General features: G+C 69.8%; 17 protein-coding genes and 1 pseudogene. 12 read left to right on the top strand and 6 right to left on the bottom strand.

From position 1 onward, the window contains the following. Window positions 1–64: 64 nt before the first annotated feature. Window positions 65–910 carry a hypothetical protein gene (locus G3I54_RS29165; protein ID WP_164618744.1) on the top strand — a complete coding sequence of 282 codons (846 nt, stop codon included), beginning with the start codon at window positions 65–67 and terminating at the stop codon, window positions 908–910. A gap of 86 nt (window positions 911–996) precedes the next feature. On the opposite strand, the gene G3I54_RS29160 is transcribed toward G3I54_RS29165, so the two are convergent. Beyond that, entirely contained in the window at window positions 997–2397 is a 1401-nt protein-coding gene (locus G3I54_RS29160) for a hypothetical protein (RefSeq protein WP_164618742.1), read from the bottom strand. Window positions 2398–2636: 239 nt separating this feature from the next. Here G3I54_RS29160 and G3I54_RS29155 point away from each other — a divergent pair, with 239 nt between their 5' ends. From G3I54_RS29155 to G3I54_RS29145, 3 genes are all read left to right on the top strand, one after another. After that, window positions 2637–4274 carry a penicillin-binding transpeptidase domain-containing protein gene (locus tag G3I54_RS29155; protein WP_164618740.1) on the top strand — a complete coding sequence of 546 codons (1638 nt, stop codon included), beginning with the start codon at window positions 2637–2639 and terminating at the stop codon, window positions 4272–4274. A 342-nt stretch (window positions 4275–4616) separates the two neighbouring features. Further along, a complete protein-coding gene (locus tag G3I54_RS29150; protein WP_164618738.1) occupies window positions 4617–5108 on the top strand; it encodes a hypothetical protein in 492 nt (163 codons plus the stop codon). A 2-nt stretch (window positions 5109–5110) separates the two neighbouring features. Further along, entirely contained in the window at window positions 5111–6079 is a 969-nt protein-coding gene (locus G3I54_RS29145; protein ID WP_164618736.1) for a hypothetical protein, read from the top strand. On the opposite strand, the gene G3I54_RS29140 is transcribed toward G3I54_RS29145, so the two are convergent. Both G3I54_RS29140 and G3I54_RS29135 read right to left on the bottom strand, forming a co-directional pair. Then, window positions 6039–6686 carry a 3'-5' exonuclease gene (locus G3I54_RS29140; RefSeq protein WP_239144635.1) on the bottom strand — a complete coding sequence of 216 codons (648 nt, stop codon included), beginning with the start codon at window positions 6684–6686 and terminating at the stop codon, window positions 6039–6041. The genes G3I54_RS29145 and G3I54_RS29140 overlap by 41 nt on opposite strands. A gap of 52 nt (window positions 6687–6738) precedes the next feature. Further along, window positions 6739–7200: a LuxR C-terminal-related transcriptional regulator gene (locus G3I54_RS29135; RefSeq protein WP_203687325.1), complete on the bottom strand. Its 462-nt coding sequence runs from the start codon at window positions 7198–7200 to the stop codon at window positions 6739–6741. Between the two features lie 500 nt (window positions 7201–7700). Here G3I54_RS29135 and G3I54_RS29130 point away from each other — a divergent pair, with 500 nt between their 5' ends. Together G3I54_RS29130 and G3I54_RS29125 are read left to right on the top strand one after the other, a co-directional pair. Then, the gene (locus G3I54_RS29130; protein ID WP_164618734.1) at window positions 7701–7865 is read left to right on the top strand and encodes a hypothetical protein; all 165 of its coding nucleotides are present in this window, start codon (window positions 7701–7703) and stop codon (window positions 7863–7865) included. Continuing rightward, on the top strand, window positions 7862–8410 hold the full coding sequence (locus G3I54_RS29125) for a hypothetical protein (RefSeq protein ID WP_164618732.1): 549 nt from the start codon (window positions 7862–7864) through the stop codon (window positions 8408–8410). Before G3I54_RS29130 ends, G3I54_RS29125 begins: the two co-directional genes overlap by 4 nt. A gap of 55 nt (window positions 8411–8465) precedes the next feature. Here G3I54_RS29125 and G3I54_RS29120 read toward each other — a convergent pair whose 3' ends face one another. Next, window positions 8466–9668 (bottom strand): MFS transporter, encoded by a 1203-nt coding sequence (locus G3I54_RS29120; protein ID WP_164618730.1) that lies wholly within the window; start codon window positions 9666–9668, stop codon window positions 8466–8468. Window positions 9669–9674: 6 nt separating this feature from the next. Between G3I54_RS29120 and G3I54_RS29115 the strand changes: the two genes are divergently transcribed. The 3 genes from G3I54_RS29115 to G3I54_RS29105 are packed head-to-tail and all read left to right on the top strand — an operon-like array spanning window position 9675 to window position 11958. Beyond that, on the top strand, window positions 9675–10526 hold the full coding sequence (locus G3I54_RS29115; RefSeq protein WP_203687324.1) for a helix-turn-helix transcriptional regulator: 852 nt from the start codon (window positions 9675–9677) through the stop codon (window positions 10524–10526). 56 nt (window positions 10527–10582) lie between these two features. Next, window positions 10583–11110, top strand: a complete 528-nt coding sequence (locus tag G3I54_RS29110) for a YbaK/EbsC family protein (RefSeq protein WP_164618729.1) — start codon at window positions 10583–10585, stop codon at window positions 11108–11110. Then, window positions 11107–11958 carry a DMT family transporter gene (locus tag G3I54_RS29105; protein WP_164618727.1) on the top strand — a complete coding sequence of 284 codons (852 nt, stop codon included), beginning with the start codon at window positions 11107–11109 and terminating at the stop codon, window positions 11956–11958. Before G3I54_RS29110 ends, G3I54_RS29105 begins: the two co-directional genes overlap by 4 nt. A 147-nt stretch (window positions 11959–12105) precedes the next feature. On the opposite strand, the gene G3I54_RS29100 is transcribed toward G3I54_RS29105, so the two are convergent. Continuing rightward, window positions 12106–12372, bottom strand: a complete 267-nt coding sequence (locus tag G3I54_RS29100) for a hypothetical protein (RefSeq protein WP_164618725.1) — start codon at window positions 12370–12372, stop codon at window positions 12106–12108. Window positions 12373–12553: 181 nt separating this feature from the next. Here G3I54_RS29100 and G3I54_RS39810 point away from each other — a divergent pair. Both G3I54_RS39810 and G3I54_RS29095 read left to right on the top strand, forming a co-directional pair. Further along, window positions 12554–12676: pseudogene (locus tag G3I54_RS39810) on the top strand (ATP-binding protein); the annotation flags it as partial. Between the two features lie 329 nt (window positions 12677–13005). Then, complete coding sequence (locus tag G3I54_RS29095) at window positions 13006–13986, top strand: hypothetical protein (RefSeq protein WP_164618723.1); 981 nt, start codon at window positions 13006–13008, stop codon at window positions 13984–13986. A 25-nt stretch (window positions 13987–14011) separates the two neighbouring features. Here G3I54_RS29095 and G3I54_RS29090 read toward each other — a convergent pair whose 3' ends face one another. Further along, complete coding sequence (locus G3I54_RS29090) at window positions 14012–15127, bottom strand: MerR family transcriptional regulator (RefSeq protein WP_164618721.1); 1116 nt, start codon at window positions 15125–15127, stop codon at window positions 14012–14014. A 119-nt stretch (window positions 15128–15246) separates the two neighbouring features. On the opposite strand from G3I54_RS29090, the gene G3I54_RS29085 reads away from it, so the two are divergent. Continuing rightward, window positions 15247–15939, top strand: a complete 693-nt coding sequence (locus tag G3I54_RS29085; protein ID WP_164618719.1) for a hypothetical protein — start codon at window positions 15247–15249, stop codon at window positions 15937–15939. Window positions 15940–15945: the final 6 nt, after the last annotated feature.

Raw genomic sequence — 15945 nt, 5'->3', positions numbered from 1 at the left:
GACGGCGGACCACGACCCCCCTCGCGTACCTTGAGCGCCGTCGCAGTCGAACGGGAGGAACAAGGTGAAGGCGTACGACCTGGGGTTCGGGGAATCCGCGGACGAGTTGTCGGTCCGGCCCGGCAAGACCATCGAGATCGATCTGCCCGGGGCCCGCGTCGCCGGGTGGTGCGGTGGTCGTGCGCCGGGTATCGGGACGGCCTCCTGGCCCCGGAGTCCCGTCACCGGGCTGCCGATGACCCACATCATCACGCTCGAACTGCCGGAGGACTACCGGCGCAAGGGCGCGGACCTGGTGGCCGTCGCCCTCTTCCACGCCGACGACCATGTCGCCGATGACATCGAGGGCGTCGCCGAGCTGCTGGCGGGTGCCGAGCCCACCGCGGAGCAGGCCGCCGATCCGTTCCTCGCCGAAGTGGCCGCGACGGCGGCGGCTCGCCATCCCCGGCAGCAGGACCTGGAGGACATGATCGGCGGCACGCACGCGCTCATCTGGCTCACCGCCGAGGAGTTCGCCGCGCCGCGCATCGGTCCCCCGGCCGACATCCGGCCGGACGGGCTCGGCGACAAGTACAGCCGCGGCCAGAACGCCTGGGACGACAGCGCACCCGAGACCACGGTGTGGATCGGCGAGCGCACCGGCGACCCGAACACCGGCATAGCCCCGGCGGAGGACGGCGCCGGCGGCTATGTGGAGGCCTGGTCCTCGGACGACGAGGAGCTCGAAGCGTTCTGGTCGTCCGTCGGCGGCATCTCGCACCTCGGCGGAACGGTGATGCCCTGCCAGGGGCTGCCGGAGGGGCTGACGCCGTACGTGTTCGAGCTGGAGGACGGCGTCGGTGGGTTCAACCTCGGCGGCGGCAACGCGCAGATCGACCTGGAGTCGGGCGTCTTCGACTGGGCGCAGTAGCGGGCGCGGTCGGGGGCGGGGGCGGCCCGGGCTCACTGACGGCGCTACGGGGATCGCCCGGGCTCGGTGGCCGGGCGCGCCCGGCCTCAGTCGCCCCCGCAGCCGCCGCAGCTCGACCCGCAGCCGGAGCCGCAGCGGTTCCTGCTCCGGTCGTCGTCGCGCCGGGTGCTACGGGTCGACGAGGTGCGCGGCGGGTTCTTGCGGCGGTCCTCCGCCTCGCGCCTCGCCCGCTCGTCCGCCGCCCGTCGGCGCGCCGCCTCTTCCTGGGCCTCGCGGAGCCGCTCGCGCTGCCGGGCGGGGCCGTCCGCCGGTTCCCAGGGGCTCAGCCCGTGGCGCCGGTCCGGGCGGAGCGGGGCGGTGGTCACCGTCGCGGACATCCGGCCCGTGTCCTGGTAGCGGTGATATTCGGCGCAGGCGTATTCGAGGACGACCTCGTCGCCCTCCGCGAGGGTTCCGTACAGCACCACTTCGAACGGCTCGTGCCTCGGGTCGATGTCGTGGTGCCCGTTTCCCACCCCGTACGCCGAACCGCTGCCGAGCAGCCGTGTCATGTTCCGGGTGTCGCGGTCGCGGGGGACGTACGCGATCAGCGGCCGCGCCGCGCGGGTGCGGGCGTCCGCGCAGATCCAGTGGCGTCCGTCCGCCCCGGCGCGCACGCCCACGATCAGGGCCGGCTGCTCCTTCTCGTACAGCCGTCGCGCCGCCAGGTAGGCGAGCTGGCCCCAGCCGCCGAAGGTCGTACCGGCCACGAGGAGCACCAGGCCGATGCGCTGCTGCCCGACGGCGTCGTACGCGATGCCGCCCGAGGTCAGGTCCTCGACCAGGCCGTCGGCGAGGATGCCCGCGGCGACGACGCAGAGCGCCAGCCCGAGGTACACCTGCGCGTGGCCTCGGTAGCCGTCCGATTCCGGGACGCGCTCGGGCAGCGGGAAGCGTCGCTTTCCGGCCGATGCGAGGGCCAGGGCCCGCTGTCGGCGGCGGGCCGACAGCCGCAGGCAGCTTCCCGTGAACGCCATGGCGCAGGCGGTGAGGACGACCAGCCGCCCGGCCGTCGCCGCGCCGCCGGAGGCTCCGGTCGAGGCCGTCGACAGGCCCGCCTCCACGGCCACGTACAGCGCCGCCAAAATGGCCGCGACCGGAACGTACCGGTACCAGAAGGGCAGCGCGGTCAGCAGGACCACGCCCGGATACCGCGACCAGTCCGTCCCGTTCCCGGGTCCGCCGCCCCAGACCCCGGCCCCGGCCGCGATCCCGAACAGGAGGACGTACGCCGCCACCACCAGGGCGGCGAGGATCCAGCCGCCCAGGACCGGGGCGAGCACGGCCGGAACTCCTGCCTTCCGCCACCGTTCGGCCTCGGCCACGGGCCAGACGGCGACCCCGCCGGACAGCCGGGAGACCGTGCCGTTTCCGGCCACGGACCAGGTGACGGAACCGCCGTCGGGCAGGATCTCCGGCGGCAGATGCTTGATGTGATACGCCGTCACCGGTCCACCGCCGCGCACCCGTGTATGCCCATGCCGCACGCCCCCCGACGCTCGCTCCCCCGTGCGTTTCCCCGCCAGTCTGCCCACGCCGGTCCTTCGCGACACCGCGGAGAGCGCTTTCCGGCCAAGCATTCCGGTCCGGTAACAACGCCCTCACCATCCGCCACAGCCCTTTAGTCTTCCTCACAGTTGCCCCTTGAACATGTTCAAGGGGCTCTCCTGGGGAGGGGGACTGCGAGATGCGCAGTGGAGCGAAGGTCGCCGTGATCGGCGGAGCGTTCGTCCTGGTGGCCGGCGGGATCGGCTACGGGGCGTACAGCGTGCTCGGGGACACGGGCGACGGGGGCGGCGGTACGCAGAGCGCGTCCGAGTCGTCGAAGGTGAAGTCAGGACCGCCGAGCGCGGAGGAGATAGCCGAGACGTCGAAGGGCTTCTTCGACGCGTGGGCGGCCGGGGACGCGTCGGCGGCGGCGGTCCTCACCAACAACGAGTCGGGCGCGGAGCCGGTGCTCGCCTCGTACGGCGAGGACGCCCACATCGGCAAGGTGAAGATCACCCCGGGCCCGGCGACCGGCACGAAGGTGCCCTACACGGTCAAGGCGACCATCTCGTACGAGGGCAGGTCGAAGCCCCTGTCGTACGCCTCGGAACTGACGGTCGTCCGCGGTCTGACGACGGGCAAGGCGCTGGTCGACTGGGCTCCGACGGTCGTGCACCCGCAGTTGACGGAGGGCGCGACGCTGAAGACGGGCGAGTCCTCGACGCCGACGATCGAGGCCGTCGACCGCAACGGAACGGTGCTGACCAAGGAGAAATACCCCTCGCTCGGGCCGATCCTGGACACGCTGCGCAAGAAGTACGGTGAGACGTCGGGCGGTTCGGCCGGCATCGAGACCTGGATCGAGCCCGCCGACGAGGCCCAGCCGGACATCAGCCTGGTGACGCTCGCCAAGGGCAGGCCCGGCAAGGTGCAGACGACGCTGGACGCGGGCGCCCAGGCGGCGGCCGAGCGGGCGGTGAAGAAGTTCGAGCAGGCCTCCGTGGTCGCGGTGAAGCCGTCCACCGGGGCGATCCGCGCGGTGGCCAACAATCCGGTGACCGAGTTCAACGTGGCACTGGAGGGCAAGCAGGCGCCCGGCTCGACGCTGAAGATCATGACGGCGGCGATGCTGCTGGAGAAGGGCCTCGTCACCGCGAACGGGGCAGCCGAGTGCCCGCCGGACGTCAGGTACTACACCCGCACGATCGAGAACCTGGGCCGCTTCTCGCTGCCGGACGGTTCGACCTTCACGCAGAGCTTCGCCAAGTCCTGCAACACCGCCTTCATCAAAATGATCGACGACGTCGACGACGACTCGGCACTCGCCAAGGAGGCCCGGGAGGTCTTCGGGATCGGCCTGGACTGGAAGACCGGTGTCGTGTCGTCCGACGGCAGCGTGCCGGAGGAGGTCGAGGGCGAAGCCGCCGCCCAGTACATCGGCCAGGGCACCGTCCAGATGAACGTCCTCAACATGGCGTCCATCACCGCGACCGCCCGCACCGGCACCTTCCGGCAGCCGATCATCGTCCCGCAGTCCCTGGACAACCGGGAGCTGGCGAAGGCCTCGCGCTCGTTGCCCGCGTCTGTCGTCCAGCAGCTGAACACGATGATGCGCGCCACGGCGGCCTGGGGCACCGGCGCGAAGGCGATGGGCGCGGTCGGCGGCGACAAGGGCGCCAAGACCGGTTCGGCAGAGGTCGACGGGCAGGACACCTCCAACAGCTGGTTCACCGGCTTCAGCAACGACCTCGCCGCGGCGGCGGTCGTCCAGGTCGGCGGCCACGGCGCCGACGCGGCGGGCCCGGTCGTGGCGGAGGTGCTGCAGGCGGGCGGCTGAGGCGTGGGTTCCGGGTGAGCAGGAGAAGCCGCCGGCGGCACGCCGCGGCGCTCACCCGGAACCAGCCCGCCTCACGGCTGCCATTTCGCAGCCATTGTTCACGGTGAAGCCTCTTCGGCTCCCGATATCGACTGCGCGAAACCACACACAGAAGTGGACGTGATGCATGTCACTGTCCACTTTGGGCAATTAACCACACAGTGGCCACCCGATGCGCAGCCCATAGGCCTGGACCTTTAACTCGGGGTCGAATTATGCTCCGCCCATAAAACGCCCCGGGGATCTCCCTCGCGGCGACTCGCTGCTTGACTTGCATCTCACCAAGAGAAAGTCCAGAGCATCATGAACAAAGCCTTCAGGATCATCGCTGTCACAGCAGGCGCCTTCGCGGCTTCCGTCTCCCTGTCGACACCCGCCAGCGCCCAGACCGTCTATACGAATGACGAATGCAGTTCGAGTACCAGATGCTTCGGCATCATGTACAACAGCCTCCAGAGCGGCGGATTCTTTCGCACCGGATGCTTCCTGACCAACAAGTCGGAGTATTCGCACACCGGCTACCAGTACTCACCCAACGGCAGTTCGGTGGTTACCGTCAGATACCAGTTCGCGAACAACGGAATAACACTCGTCAACGGAAGCGGCTGCGACAACAGTGGACTCGGCGACGGCGTGAAGAACAACGCCGCCGGCGGATCCAATGCCGACAGCCGATCCCATCGGGTCTTCTTCAACACGTCCTACGCGGGCCCGTACCAGACGATTGAGTCCGGAAACAACGAGAACCTGTCTGCGACCCTCAAGAACCAGAACGCAAGCAGCGAGAGGCTGTAGTCATGAAGATCATTCGCATTCTCTCGATCTCGTCGATCGCTCTGCTCTCCGCCTCCCTGGTCGGATGTGGCCAGCAAGGGGCACAGGAGCTTTCGGCAGCCCCGTCCACCGTTGGGGCGGCCGGCTCTCCGAGCTCGCCCGGTCCTCTCGTGCAGCGCCAGGGCTGGCCGGCGGAAGTGCCCACCAGCGGCCTGGTGAAAGGGAAGCAGCTTCCCCTGGAAAAGTTCATGATCTCGTATGCCGATGAAATGCTGATCCAGGAGGCGCGAGACACGGTCGAGCTCTCCTGTATGCAGCGGCTCGGATTTCCCGGCTGGAAGACCGAGACCATCGGCTCCAATCCCCCGCTGAGCAGCAACTCATCGAACATGCAACGTCGCTACGGTCTGAGCGACGCTTCGCAGGCGGCACAGAACGGATACCAGCTCCCGGCGCGCAGCCAGCGTAACGGCGCTCAGGACATAGCCGGCCAAGAAACTCCCGAGGCCGTGGTCGCCCTGACCGGAAAGTCGAACACGGGCGAGAGGGCGAAGGAGCTGAAGGGCAGGTCGCTGCCCGAGAACGGGTGTATCGGCGAGGTCCAGCGGACCGTCGGAAACTCCAACATGGACCTGGTCGAAGAACTGTCCATAAAGAGCTTCGAACAATCACAGGGATCGCCAGAAGTCCGCGAAGCGATGGCTCGATGGTCAACCTGCATGAAGGGCAAGGGGTACTCGGTCAAAACCATCTGGGAGGCGGGCGAGCTCATCGACCCCACCAAGGGTGAATCCGGTGTGGACGAAACCCACCTGGCAGCCTCGGAGGTGGAGTGCAAGGAGCAGACGAGCCTGATCGACATCTGGTTCACGTCGGAGAAGGCAGTTCAGGAGCAACTGATCAAGAAGCATTCCGCCGAGCTGGTTCAGGCCTCGGCCAAGAATGAGGAGATCATCCAGCAGGCTCGGGCCACGGTTCTTCCTTCCTCCTGAAACCGTGTGGGAGGTCTGTCCGGAAAGGACACGCCTGACCGGCCGCCCACTCACCCCGCCCCGCCAGGTCCAGCACCAGGGCGGCGATGTTCCACGCGTCGTCGTCGCCCCGGTGGTGGCGGCCCTCCAGCGGGAGGCCGGCCACCGTCAGGGCCTGGGCCATACCGGGCCGGCGGCTCAGCCCGTACGCGGCGGTGAAGGCGGCCTTGGCATTCGTATGCCGCTGCCCGAAGGGGTATTCCGCACCCGTCGCCCGGCACTGACGGGCGAACTGCTTACGGTCGTAGTCGCCCCAACTGGCCCAGGGCAGCAGCCCCGTACGGTGCTCGGCGGCCAACACCCGGCAGGCCTCGGCGAACGGCAGGCCGCCGTCCACCTCCGCCTGCGTCAGCCCGGTCAGCTCCGTGCAGAACGGGCTGACCGTCGAGCGCTCGGGCCGGACCAACAGGCGGTGCTTGGCGAGCCGTTCGCCCGCGCGCAGGTCGACGACGGTGAGACCGATCTCGATGATCTCGCTCACCTGCCCGGGCGGCGGCTGCCCCTCCCAGCAGGTCGCCTCGACATCGACGACGTTCAGCAGCTGTTCGCCCTGCTCCCCCATGTCCATGGGGCGAGCGTAGAAGCGCCGCCGCCCCGGGGCATCCGGGTTTCACAGCCTCTCAGAGGTCGTCCACGTCGACGAGCCCGTCCTGGACCGCCCGGGCCACCAGGCTCGCCTTGGTCCGTGCGGGGCGGCCGACGTTCGCGTACTTGATGCGCACGCGGTCCAGGTACGAGTTGACCGTCCGTACGGAGATGCCGAGGCGCTGCGCGACCAGCTCCTTCGACTCCGACTGGAACCACTCGATGAGCACGTTCTCCTCGCGCGTGGAGAGCTGCGGGCGGTCGGCGTCGACAAGCCTCCGGAGACTGCTGAAGGCGGGGACGGTCTCGCCCAGCTGCAGATCCAGGACGACCACATCGGCCGTACTGCCCGGGGCGGTCCAGGCCTCCCGCACGGAGGCGCCCGCCGCGACCACGGTGATGAGCCGCGGCGAAGCGCTGTACCACATCTCCACGCCCGAGAGGATAGCGGGATGATCGTCGATGACGACCACGCCGACCGGTGCGTCGATGCTCATGGCAGGTCAACTCCTGATGATGCCGGTCTGCTCCAACTCGCTTCTGCCCACACACTTTCACCGAGTCTGGTTCTTACCACGGATACGTCCGGGTCCCCGGGGCCGCTGTGCGACGGGACAGCCGCTGCCGTGCCGCGGTCGTCCGCGCAGTCCACGCCCACCACGCTCACCACGCTCACCCGGACGGTACGAGGGGTCCACACGACGGTCACCCGCGCCGTCGAGCGGGTACGGCCCAGAGTCACCGCCACCGGGTCGATCAGCTCCCTGCGTACCTCCACCGGCACCTCACCCGGCCGGCCGCGCACGGCCAGGCTCACCTTCACCCCCTGGTGTTCGGCCACGCAAACATTGGGCCGCCCCCGGAGAACAGTGCGACGCCGCGGCAGGGCCTCTGCACCGTGGAGTCCGATCCCGGAGAGATTCCATCGCTCATCTCCTGAGGGTGCGCCGCCTGGCCGGGACCCCGCAGAGCCCACCCCCTTCGACTCAGGAGAACGATGCTCAACTATCAGGACGTGCTTTCTGTCCGGTTGACCCACTTAACCTGGTCCCAGGCCAACCCACACTCCACCGAAAGTATCTACGTGATCACCGACAAGATGGATGACGCCGCCAGCCAGGGAAGCGCTACAGCTCGAGGACTGGCGGGCAAGGGATCATGATCAGGGTGAAGCGGGCCGTCACCACAGCCGCCGCATGCTTGCTGACCGCAGCTGTTGCCGGTTGCTCGGCAGGAGAACCGTACGGATATGAAACACCGCAAGACATTTGCGGAACTGCTGTCGAGCCTGACACCATCAAACCCTTCCTGCCGCCCGGGATGGAACTGAAGAACCTACCGCATGTACCTGGATCCGCCACGTCGTGGGGATGCAACATAAAAGTCGACGAAAATCTCGTCCTGCAGGTGGCGAGCGAACGGGTCGGCCAAGGAATCGATATATCCGACCTGGCGGATAATGGCTCTCTCCATCTCAGAAACCCGAAGTCTGAGACACTCGAGAGAACCTCTCAACTGCAAATCGCCGAAGATGGCGCTCTCATGGAAATCCCGTGCACGGGACACGGTGAGAGCTATCTCGTCACCAAGGTAGTCATCGGCAGTCCGGAACACCGTGCCAAGAGCACGGAGGACCAGAGCGCGGAGATCACCGCGTTCCTCCGTTCCTATGTACCGGAACTCGTCAAACAGAAATGCGACGCATAGCAGCCCTGGGCCCCAGCGCCCGAGGGGCGGCGGTAGAAGCACCCCGCCGCCCCGGTCACCCAGGTTTCGCCGCCCCGCCCCCGGAACCCGCGACGGCCGCGGCCCCCGGCAACTCCGCCCGCGGCACGCCCGGTTCGGGCAAGGTCCGGAAGAACAGCCAGCTCAGCAACGGCATCAGCACCAGCGGTGCCAGGGCCGTCCGCAGGGACGTGGCGTCGGCGAGGCCGCCGATGGCCGGGCTGGCCAGGCCGCCGATGCTGACGGTCAGGCCGAGCGTGATCCCGCTGGCGGTGCCGACCCGGGAGGGCAAGTAGTCCTGGCCGAGCGTCACTTGGAGCGAGAAGGGCACGTACAGGCCCGCCGAGGTCAGCGCCACGAACAGGTAGAAGGCCGGTCCCGGCACCCACACCACGCCCGCGACGGACACGGCCGTGATCAGGTACGACCAGCGCGCGACCACCACCCGGTCCCACCGGGCGGCCAGGGATCCGCCGAGCACCGAGCCGACCGTACTGCCCAGGTAGAGCACGGTCAGGGCCGCGGTGCCCACGGCCGTACCGCCGCCCAGGCGCTGGCGGGCGTACAGCGAGATGAAGGTGCTCAGGCCGATGAACGCGATCGACCGGAAGACCACGGCCAGCGACAGCTTCACGAAGGAGGCGACGTCGTCGCTCCCGGCCGGCGGCTTCGTAGCGGGTTCGGCGGCCTGCCGCTGTTGCAGGACGCGCACCACCGGCAGGCACAGCGCGGCTCCGGCGAGGGCCGGCAGCACGAGCAGGGGCGTCCAGCGCAGCCCACCGGCGGTCATCGCGGCGGCGACCATGAGCGGGGCCAGCGCGAAGCCGATCGTGCCGCCCATGGAGAACCAGCCCATCGCCCGGTGGCTGCCCCGGGCGGCGATACGGGCGACACGGGCCGATTCGGGGTGGTAGGCGGCTACCCCGATGCCCGACAACGCGACGAACGCGAGGGTGAGCGGGTAGGAGCCGCTCAGCCCGCTCAGCGCGATGCCGACACCGCCGAGCAGCGTGCTGACCGGCAGCAGCCACGGCATAGCCCACCGGTCGGTGAGCACTCCGAACACCGGCTGCGCCACCGAGGACAGCAGCGAGGCGGCCAGCACGATGCCCGAGGCGACCGCGAGCGAGTAGGCGCGCTCGGCGATGAAGAACGGCACCAGGGCCGCGACGCAGCCTTGGTAGACGTCGACGCAGGCATGGCCCACGGACAGCAGAACGATCGGCGTGTTCCTTCGCATGCCGTCATGGTCCGGCCGGGGCGGGCTGTCGCGCTTTCGATAAACTGCCAGGTGATGCCGAACATCCGCCACGCTGACGTCGACCACGCCGCCGTACGCCCGGCTGACATCCCCCCGGCCGCCGTCCGTCACGACCCCGTGGCCCCGACCCGTACACGTCGACTGGCTCCCGGCGGCTCGATCGACGCCCACCGGCACGACGACCACCAGATCGTCTACGCGGGCCGCGGCGTCCTGACCATCACGACCGACGCGGGGTCCTGGGTCGCCCCGGGCACCCGCGCGATCTGGGTCCCCGCCGGCGTCGTGCACGCGCACCGGGCGTACGGCGAGCTCGATCTGCATCTGGTCGGGCTGCCCGTCACCGAGAATCCGCTCGGCCTCGACGCACCGACCGTGCTCGCCGTCAGCCCGCTGGTGCGCGAACTGCTCATCGCCTACACCCGCGCCGAGGACGACGACGGCCCCGAACGGGCCCGCCTCCGCGCGGTCCTCCTCGACCAGTTGCGGGCGTCCGCGCAGCAGCCGCTGCACCTGCCCACGCCCACCGCACCCCTGCTCCGCGCCCTGTGCGCCCTCCTCCAGGCCGACCCGGGCGACGGCCGTACGCTCGCCGAACTCGGCCGCCAGGTCGGGGCGAGCGACCGGACCCTGTCCCGGCTGTTCCGCAGCGACCTCGGCATGACGTTCCCGCAGTGGCGCACCCAGCTCCGCCTCCACCACGCCCTGATCCTCCTGACCGAGCGGACGCCGGTGACCGCGGTGGCGCATCAGTGCGGCTGGTCGTCCACCAGCGCCTTCATAGACGTCTTCCGCCGCACCTTCGGCCACACCCCGGGCTCGCATCCGGCAGGGTGAGCCCACTACCCGGAACCCGCTCGCATGCATACTGCACCGACCGCTAGCGTGCAGCCATGAGCACACCCGAACCCACCGAAACCACTCCCGCCGCAGCCGCCGCCCAGGTCTCCCACGCCCACCCCCGGTTCGCCGAGGCGCTGGCCGAACTGGGCCTCCAGGTCGAGGTGCGCCGCTTCCCGGACGCGACCCGTACGGCGGCGGAGGCGGCCACGGCGATCGGCTGCGAGCTGAGCGAGATCGTCAAGTCCCTGGTCTTCACGGCCGACGGCGTGCCCGTGCTGGTCCTGATGGACGGCTCGTCGCGGGTGGACGTCGAGCTGGTACGCCGCGAACTCGGCGCGCAGAAGGTCAAGCGGGCGGACGCGGACCTGGTCCGGCAGACGACGGGTTACGCGATCGGCGGCGTACCCCCGTTCGGCCACGCCACCAAGACCCGTGTCCTGGCCGATCGACGCCTCCTGGACCACGCGGTGGTGTGGGCGGCCGCGGGCACCCCGCACACGGTGTTCCCGCTCGACCCGAAAACGCTGATCGCCCACGCGGGCGCGACGGTCACGGATGTGCGCGAGTCCGCCAAGTGACCCCCCTGGTCGCCCTCGCGGTCCTCATAGCCGCCGTCACGCACGCCAGTTGGAACGCCATCGCCCACGCGATCAAGGACCAGCTGGTGTCCTTCACGCTGATCTCCGGCGGCGGCCTGCTGATCGGTGTGGCGATGGCCCTGTTCGCCCCGTTCCCGGCGGCGGCCGCCTGGCCGTACCTCCTGGTCTCGGCCGCGCTGCACGTGGCGTACATGATGCTGCTGATGCGCTCGTTCACGCTGGGCGACTTCGGCCAGATGTACCCGATCGCCCGGGGCACGGCCCCGCTGGTGGTGACGGTCCTGGCGGCGGTGTTCGTCGGCGAGCGTCCGGACGGCTGGGCGACGGCGGGCGTGGCGGTGGCCTCGGCCGGGCTGGTCGGGCTGGCGCTGTGGGGCATCCGGGGTTCCGGGAAGCGCCCGCACTGGCCTGCGATCGTGGCCGCCCTCGGCACGGGCCTGGCCATCGCCGGGTACACGACGGTCGACGGCGTCGGGGTACGCGCCTCGGGCACACCGCTCGGTTACGTCGCGTGGCTGATGGTCCTGGAGGGCCTGGCGATCCCGGCGTACGCGTACTACCGCCGCCGCGCCGAACTCCTCCCGCAGCTAAGGCCCTTCGCGGTACGCGGCCTGCTCGGCGCGGCCCTCTCGGTGGCCGCGTACGGGCTGGTGCTCTGGGCCCAGACGAAGGCCCCGCTGGCCCCGATCGCGGCGCTGCGCGAGTCGTCGATCATCGTGGGCGCGGCGATCGGCACGCTGTTCTTCAAGGAGCGCTTCGGGGCTCCGAGGATCGCGGCGGCGGGGCTGATGGTGGTCGGCATCGGGCTGATGCTGCACACGAGTTGAGGCTTCTGTCCGTTCGACCGCCCGCTGCTCAACGGGTACGGCGGGAGGGGCTGAGCCAGGAGGGGCTTGTGCGGTCGGGGCGCTGAAAGGCCCCGACCATGTGCCACGGAAGCAACACACGGACGAGGCCTGTCCGGGGCTGCGCTGCTATTCCTCGTCGTTCTTCGGAGGCAACACAAACCCTCGTGTCGGCCGCCCTTGCCTCTTCGGGGCAGGGTCGGGAGTGGACGCGGGAAGCAGTGCCGCAAGAGCCGCCAATGCGTCCGCAGTGATGTCCTTGCGGGTTGCCGGGTCGGTCTGATCGAACACTCGCCACGGGCCTGTCAGGTTCTCGGGGTTCTCCGGGGCGACGACGCCCGGAATACCGAACCGCCGCAACACGCTGCCGACCTGGCGGGCCTGTTCGGCGTCCATGTGCTCACCTTCCGTAGCGGTCCGGGAAGCCTAGCTACTCGCCGGATGCGGCGCACTGGCCCGGACGGACCGTGCCGCAGCCACTGCCCCGCTACTGCATCCTGTGTCCTGTGTCCTGGCACTGGGCGGCGACACTCACCAAGGTCTTGGTGGGGTCCGTCCAGAGTTCCCCGTCGATGGCGTATCCGGCCGGCTCAATGGAAGCAGGCTACGGATCGAGGCCACGGACACGCACGGCGGCAGCGTTCCGCCCGACCCCGTTCCTCGCAAGACCGTATGGGCGGAAATCGACCTCGTACGGTGACGGCTCCCGCCGGGTCGCGCCCTCCCGCGACCCGGTAGACCCCCGACACGCCACGACACACCCGCGACCGGATCGCGCCCGACCGCGACCCACTGAAGCGCGACATCAACCCATCAAAGAAACAAGAGAAATAACCCCACCCAACCGACCCCCTTGGGCACCTGCGGGCACGTCACCCACACGGGTGAGGTTTGCCAACTCGGCTCGCTTTCGGCCCGGTTGCCCGGCATATGCTCACGCCAGCACCACACCGCACATACGTCGGCCCCCGACCGGGAGTGCAATCCCAACCGAGGGCCTGGCCACCAAGGAAGAAAGCCGCTTCCCCGATGGATACCCAGCAGAATACTGCCCTCACCCGCGCCCTGGCGGAGATTCCCGGACCTCTCCCCACCTCCGGCGTGATCCACATCGCGATCCCGCACACCGACCGCTTCACCGTCGTCGGCAACCACCTCGCCCAGCACCCCGACCTCAGCTGCACCGCAGTCGGCATCGCCGTACGCATCCAGTCGCTCCCCGCTGGAACCAAGGTCGGCATCAAGGCGCTCGCCGCCCACTGCCGCGAAGGCGAGAAGCGCATCGCCGCCGCCCTGCGCGAACTCGAAGCCCACGGCTACCTGCAACGGGCCCGGGTCCGTCAGCCCAGCGGCCGGATCGTCACCCGCACGGTCTTCTGCAACCAGCCGCCCGCGCTGTTACGGCCTCGCCCGGCAGTCCAACAACAACAACGGGCCACACCTGCCGAGTTGCCCGCGCCCCCGCCACCGGAGGCGGACACGGAGACGCCCGCAGCCCCGCCCGTACCGCTGTCACCGCTGTCACCGCCTCCTCCGCCGGCCCCACCCTTCGTACCGCCCCCGACCGCGCCCAAGCCGCCGCCCCGGCCCCTCCCCCGGCCCAGCGAGCTCACCCCGGAACTCGCCCGCGCGGCCACCGCGTTCCTCAGCGATCTACGCCGCCACGCACCCCAGTTCGTCCTCTCCGAGGACGACGTCCGCCGACTGGTCCCCGGAGTCGCGGCCTGGCTCGAACGCGCGGCCCAACCCGACGCCATGCGCCACGCCCTCACCTACGACCCGCCCCGCCCGCTCAAGCACCCCGCCAAACTCCTCAAGTACCGGCTCACCGAACTGCTCCCACCACCGCTCCCCGGCATCCACGGCATCCCCACGCCCGCCCGCCCCCGCGTCACCGTCACACCGTTCCAGACCTGCGACGACTGCGACCGGGCCTTCCGCTCCCCCACCCCCGGCCACTGCCGCGACTGCCGCGACTGCCGCGCGGAACACACCCGAGCCGCCGCCTGAGACAGCTCGTTCGTCGTCCGCTCGGTCAGGCGACGAGAAGGCGGAGCCCCAGCTCTGCCCTGTCGAGGGCGACGAGGTCACGGTTGCGTTCGGCCCATCGGCCGGAGGAGAGGTCGTCGCGGAGGCTGTCCACGGCCCGCTGCTCGGCCTCCGGCCCGACTCGGGTCCACACCGACACCGCACGGCGCACCTGTTCGTCCAGGTAGGACTCGGGCCGCCGCCAGTGCGCCTCGAAGAAACCGTCGGCGCAGTCCCAGGGGATGAGCACCGGCTCCGCACGACCGCCGATGGCGCGCGTCAGATCGGCCAGGGAAGGCCAGTCGACGAGGAGGTCGGCGAACTCGGGCAGGTAGTCGCGGGTGAGCCAGAACCGTTCGAGCCACCCGGTCGTGCTCGCGTCGTACGTGAACACGACCACGCGGCGGGCCACGCGCCGCATCTCGCGCAGGCCCGCGATCGGGTCCTGCCAGTGGTGCACCGTGCTGAACGCCATCGCGGCGTCGAAGGACCGGTCCTCGAACGGCAGGCTCTCCGCGGCGGCGGCCACGCACGGGGCCGCGTCCGGCGGACGCTGCGCCCGCATGACCGCCGACGGCTCCACCGCAGTGACGTCACGGTCGCGGGGCTCGTAGGAACCGGTGCCGGCCCCGACGTTCAGTACCGTCCGGGCGTCCCCGAGCGCGTCCCAGACCTGCGCGGCGATCCGCGGATCGGTACGTCGCGTCGCCGGATAGGCGGACCCGATGACTTCGTACAACTGCGCGCCGAACACCTTCAATTGTTCCTCCGGTGTGGTCGTGATCCCCATGGCCCGTGCCTCCAGTTCCCTGTCGATGGCCGCCACCATGCCGTCGGCGCGGTCGCGCTGGGCCACCAGCAGGCCGCGCAGCCGGCGCAGGTGCGCGACCGCGTCGGTGTCCGGGTCGTCGACGAGATCCGCGATCTCACGCAGCCCGAAGCCCAGCCGCCGATAGGCGAGCACCTCGCGCAGCCGCTCCACGTCGCCGGCCGTGTAGGCCCGGTACCCGGCGGCTGTCCGCTCGGACGGCCGCACGAGGCCGATCTCGTCGTAGTGATGCAGCGTGCGGACGCTCACACCGGCCAGCCCGGCCACGCGCCCCACGATCAGGTGTTCCTCCATGGGACGGACTATGTGGCATCACGCCACGTGAGGGTCAAGCACTCCTCCGCGGCCTGACCGGGCCCTGATAATCTGCGATCTTCGCCGGTCGCCCGGACGGAGTCCCCCGGCAGGTCCTTATGCCTTGCTCCGAACAACTCGCCACAGCACTCGACGACTTGGACCAGGCCTTCGCCTCGGAAGAGCCGTTCCGCGTCACAGGGTGCACCCACTGCTACGACGAGCAGGACTTCGCCGAACTCTCCGGGCCGGCGCACCTCATACCCGACAGCCTGGTGTCCTCGGTCGCCGCGGAAGTGCCCGATCACTGGGACGACTTCCCGCGTCTCTACCGCCGTCTCCTCCCGCGCATCATCCGCGCCCTCGTCACCGGCCGGCTCCATGTCGACGAGGAGCTCATCGCCTCCCGCCTGGTGCAGGCGGGCTGGACCACCTGGGACGCGCCGCTGACCGAGGCTCTCCGCACCTTCTGGTCCACCTGGTGGTCGAGCACGCTGCGCACCCATCCCGGCCCCGTACCCGTCCGGGAAGTCCTCGGCTTCCTCACCGTCGCCACCAACGGCCTGCGTCCTTGGCTGAACACCTGGACCGCGACCCGTACCCCGGCCGCCGACGCGCACTTGGAAGACCTCGTCGACGGCGTGATGTTCCAGTTCGAGATCACCGACCTGGCCATGGGCTTCTACGACGAGTACGACGCCGGCACGGAGCTACTCGGCTGGCTCCTCACCGATGTGCGCGACCGCGTCACCGACGCCCGTCTCGACGACCCCTACCTCCAGGAACACCTTCGAGCCGCTGACCGGCGCTGACGAGGC

It is taken from the genome of Streptomyces sp. SID14515, assembly GCF_010548505.1.
In the GTDB taxonomy this organism is placed as follows: domain Bacteria; phylum Actinomycetota; class Actinomycetes; order Streptomycetales; family Streptomycetaceae; genus Streptomyces; species Streptomyces caviscabies.
This window is presented reverse-complemented; position numbering and strand designations above follow the sequence as displayed.

What these genes read in the sequence shown, in the direction of transcription:
- G3I54_RS29115 (WP_203687324.1), top strand. Translation starts at nt 9,675, where the DNA reads ATGGTCCGGCCGGGGCGGGCTGTCGCGCTTTCGATAAACTGCCAGGTG.
- G3I54_RS29130 (WP_164618734.1), top strand. Translation starts at nt 7,701, where the DNA reads ATGCTCAACTATCAGGACGTGCTTTCTGTCCGGTTGACCCACTTAACC.
- G3I54_RS29120 (WP_164618730.1), bottom strand. Translation starts at nt 9,668, where the DNA reads ATGCGAAGGAACACGCCGATCGTTCTGCTGTCCGTGGGCCATGCCTGC.
- G3I54_RS29085 (WP_164618719.1), top strand. Translation starts at nt 15,247, where the DNA reads ATGCCTTGCTCCGAACAACTCGCCACAGCACTCGACGACTTGGACCAG.
- G3I54_RS29110 (WP_164618729.1), top strand. Translation starts at nt 10,583, where the DNA reads ATGAGCACACCCGAACCCACCGAAACCACTCCCGCCGCAGCCGCCGCC.
- G3I54_RS29140 (WP_239144635.1), bottom strand. Translation starts at nt 6,686, where the DNA reads ATGGACATGGGGGAGCAGGGCGAACAGCTGCTGAACGTCGTCGATGTC.
- G3I54_RS29135 (WP_203687325.1), bottom strand. Translation starts at nt 7,200, where the DNA reads ATGAGCATCGACGCACCGGTCGGCGTGGTCGTCATCGACGATCATCCC.
- G3I54_RS29125 (WP_164618732.1), top strand. Translation starts at nt 7,862, where the DNA reads ATGATCAGGGTGAAGCGGGCCGTCACCACAGCCGCCGCATGCTTGCTG.
- G3I54_RS29145 (WP_164618736.1), top strand. Translation starts at nt 5,111, where the DNA reads ATGAAGATCATTCGCATTCTCTCGATCTCGTCGATCGCTCTGCTCTCC.
- G3I54_RS29095 (WP_164618723.1), top strand. Translation starts at nt 13,006, where the DNA reads ATGGATACCCAGCAGAATACTGCCCTCACCCGCGCCCTGGCGGAGATT.
- G3I54_RS29150 (WP_164618738.1), top strand. Translation starts at nt 4,617, where the DNA reads ATGAACAAAGCCTTCAGGATCATCGCTGTCACAGCAGGCGCCTTCGCG.
- G3I54_RS29155 (WP_164618740.1), top strand. Translation starts at nt 2,637, where the DNA reads ATGCGCAGTGGAGCGAAGGTCGCCGTGATCGGCGGAGCGTTCGTCCTG.
- G3I54_RS29090 (WP_164618721.1), bottom strand. Translation starts at nt 15,127, where the DNA reads ATGGAGGAACACCTGATCGTGGGGCGCGTGGCCGGGCTGGCCGGTGTG.
- G3I54_RS29100 (WP_164618725.1), bottom strand. Translation starts at nt 12,372, where the DNA reads ATGGACGCCGAACAGGCCCGCCAGGTCGGCAGCGTGTTGCGGCGGTTC.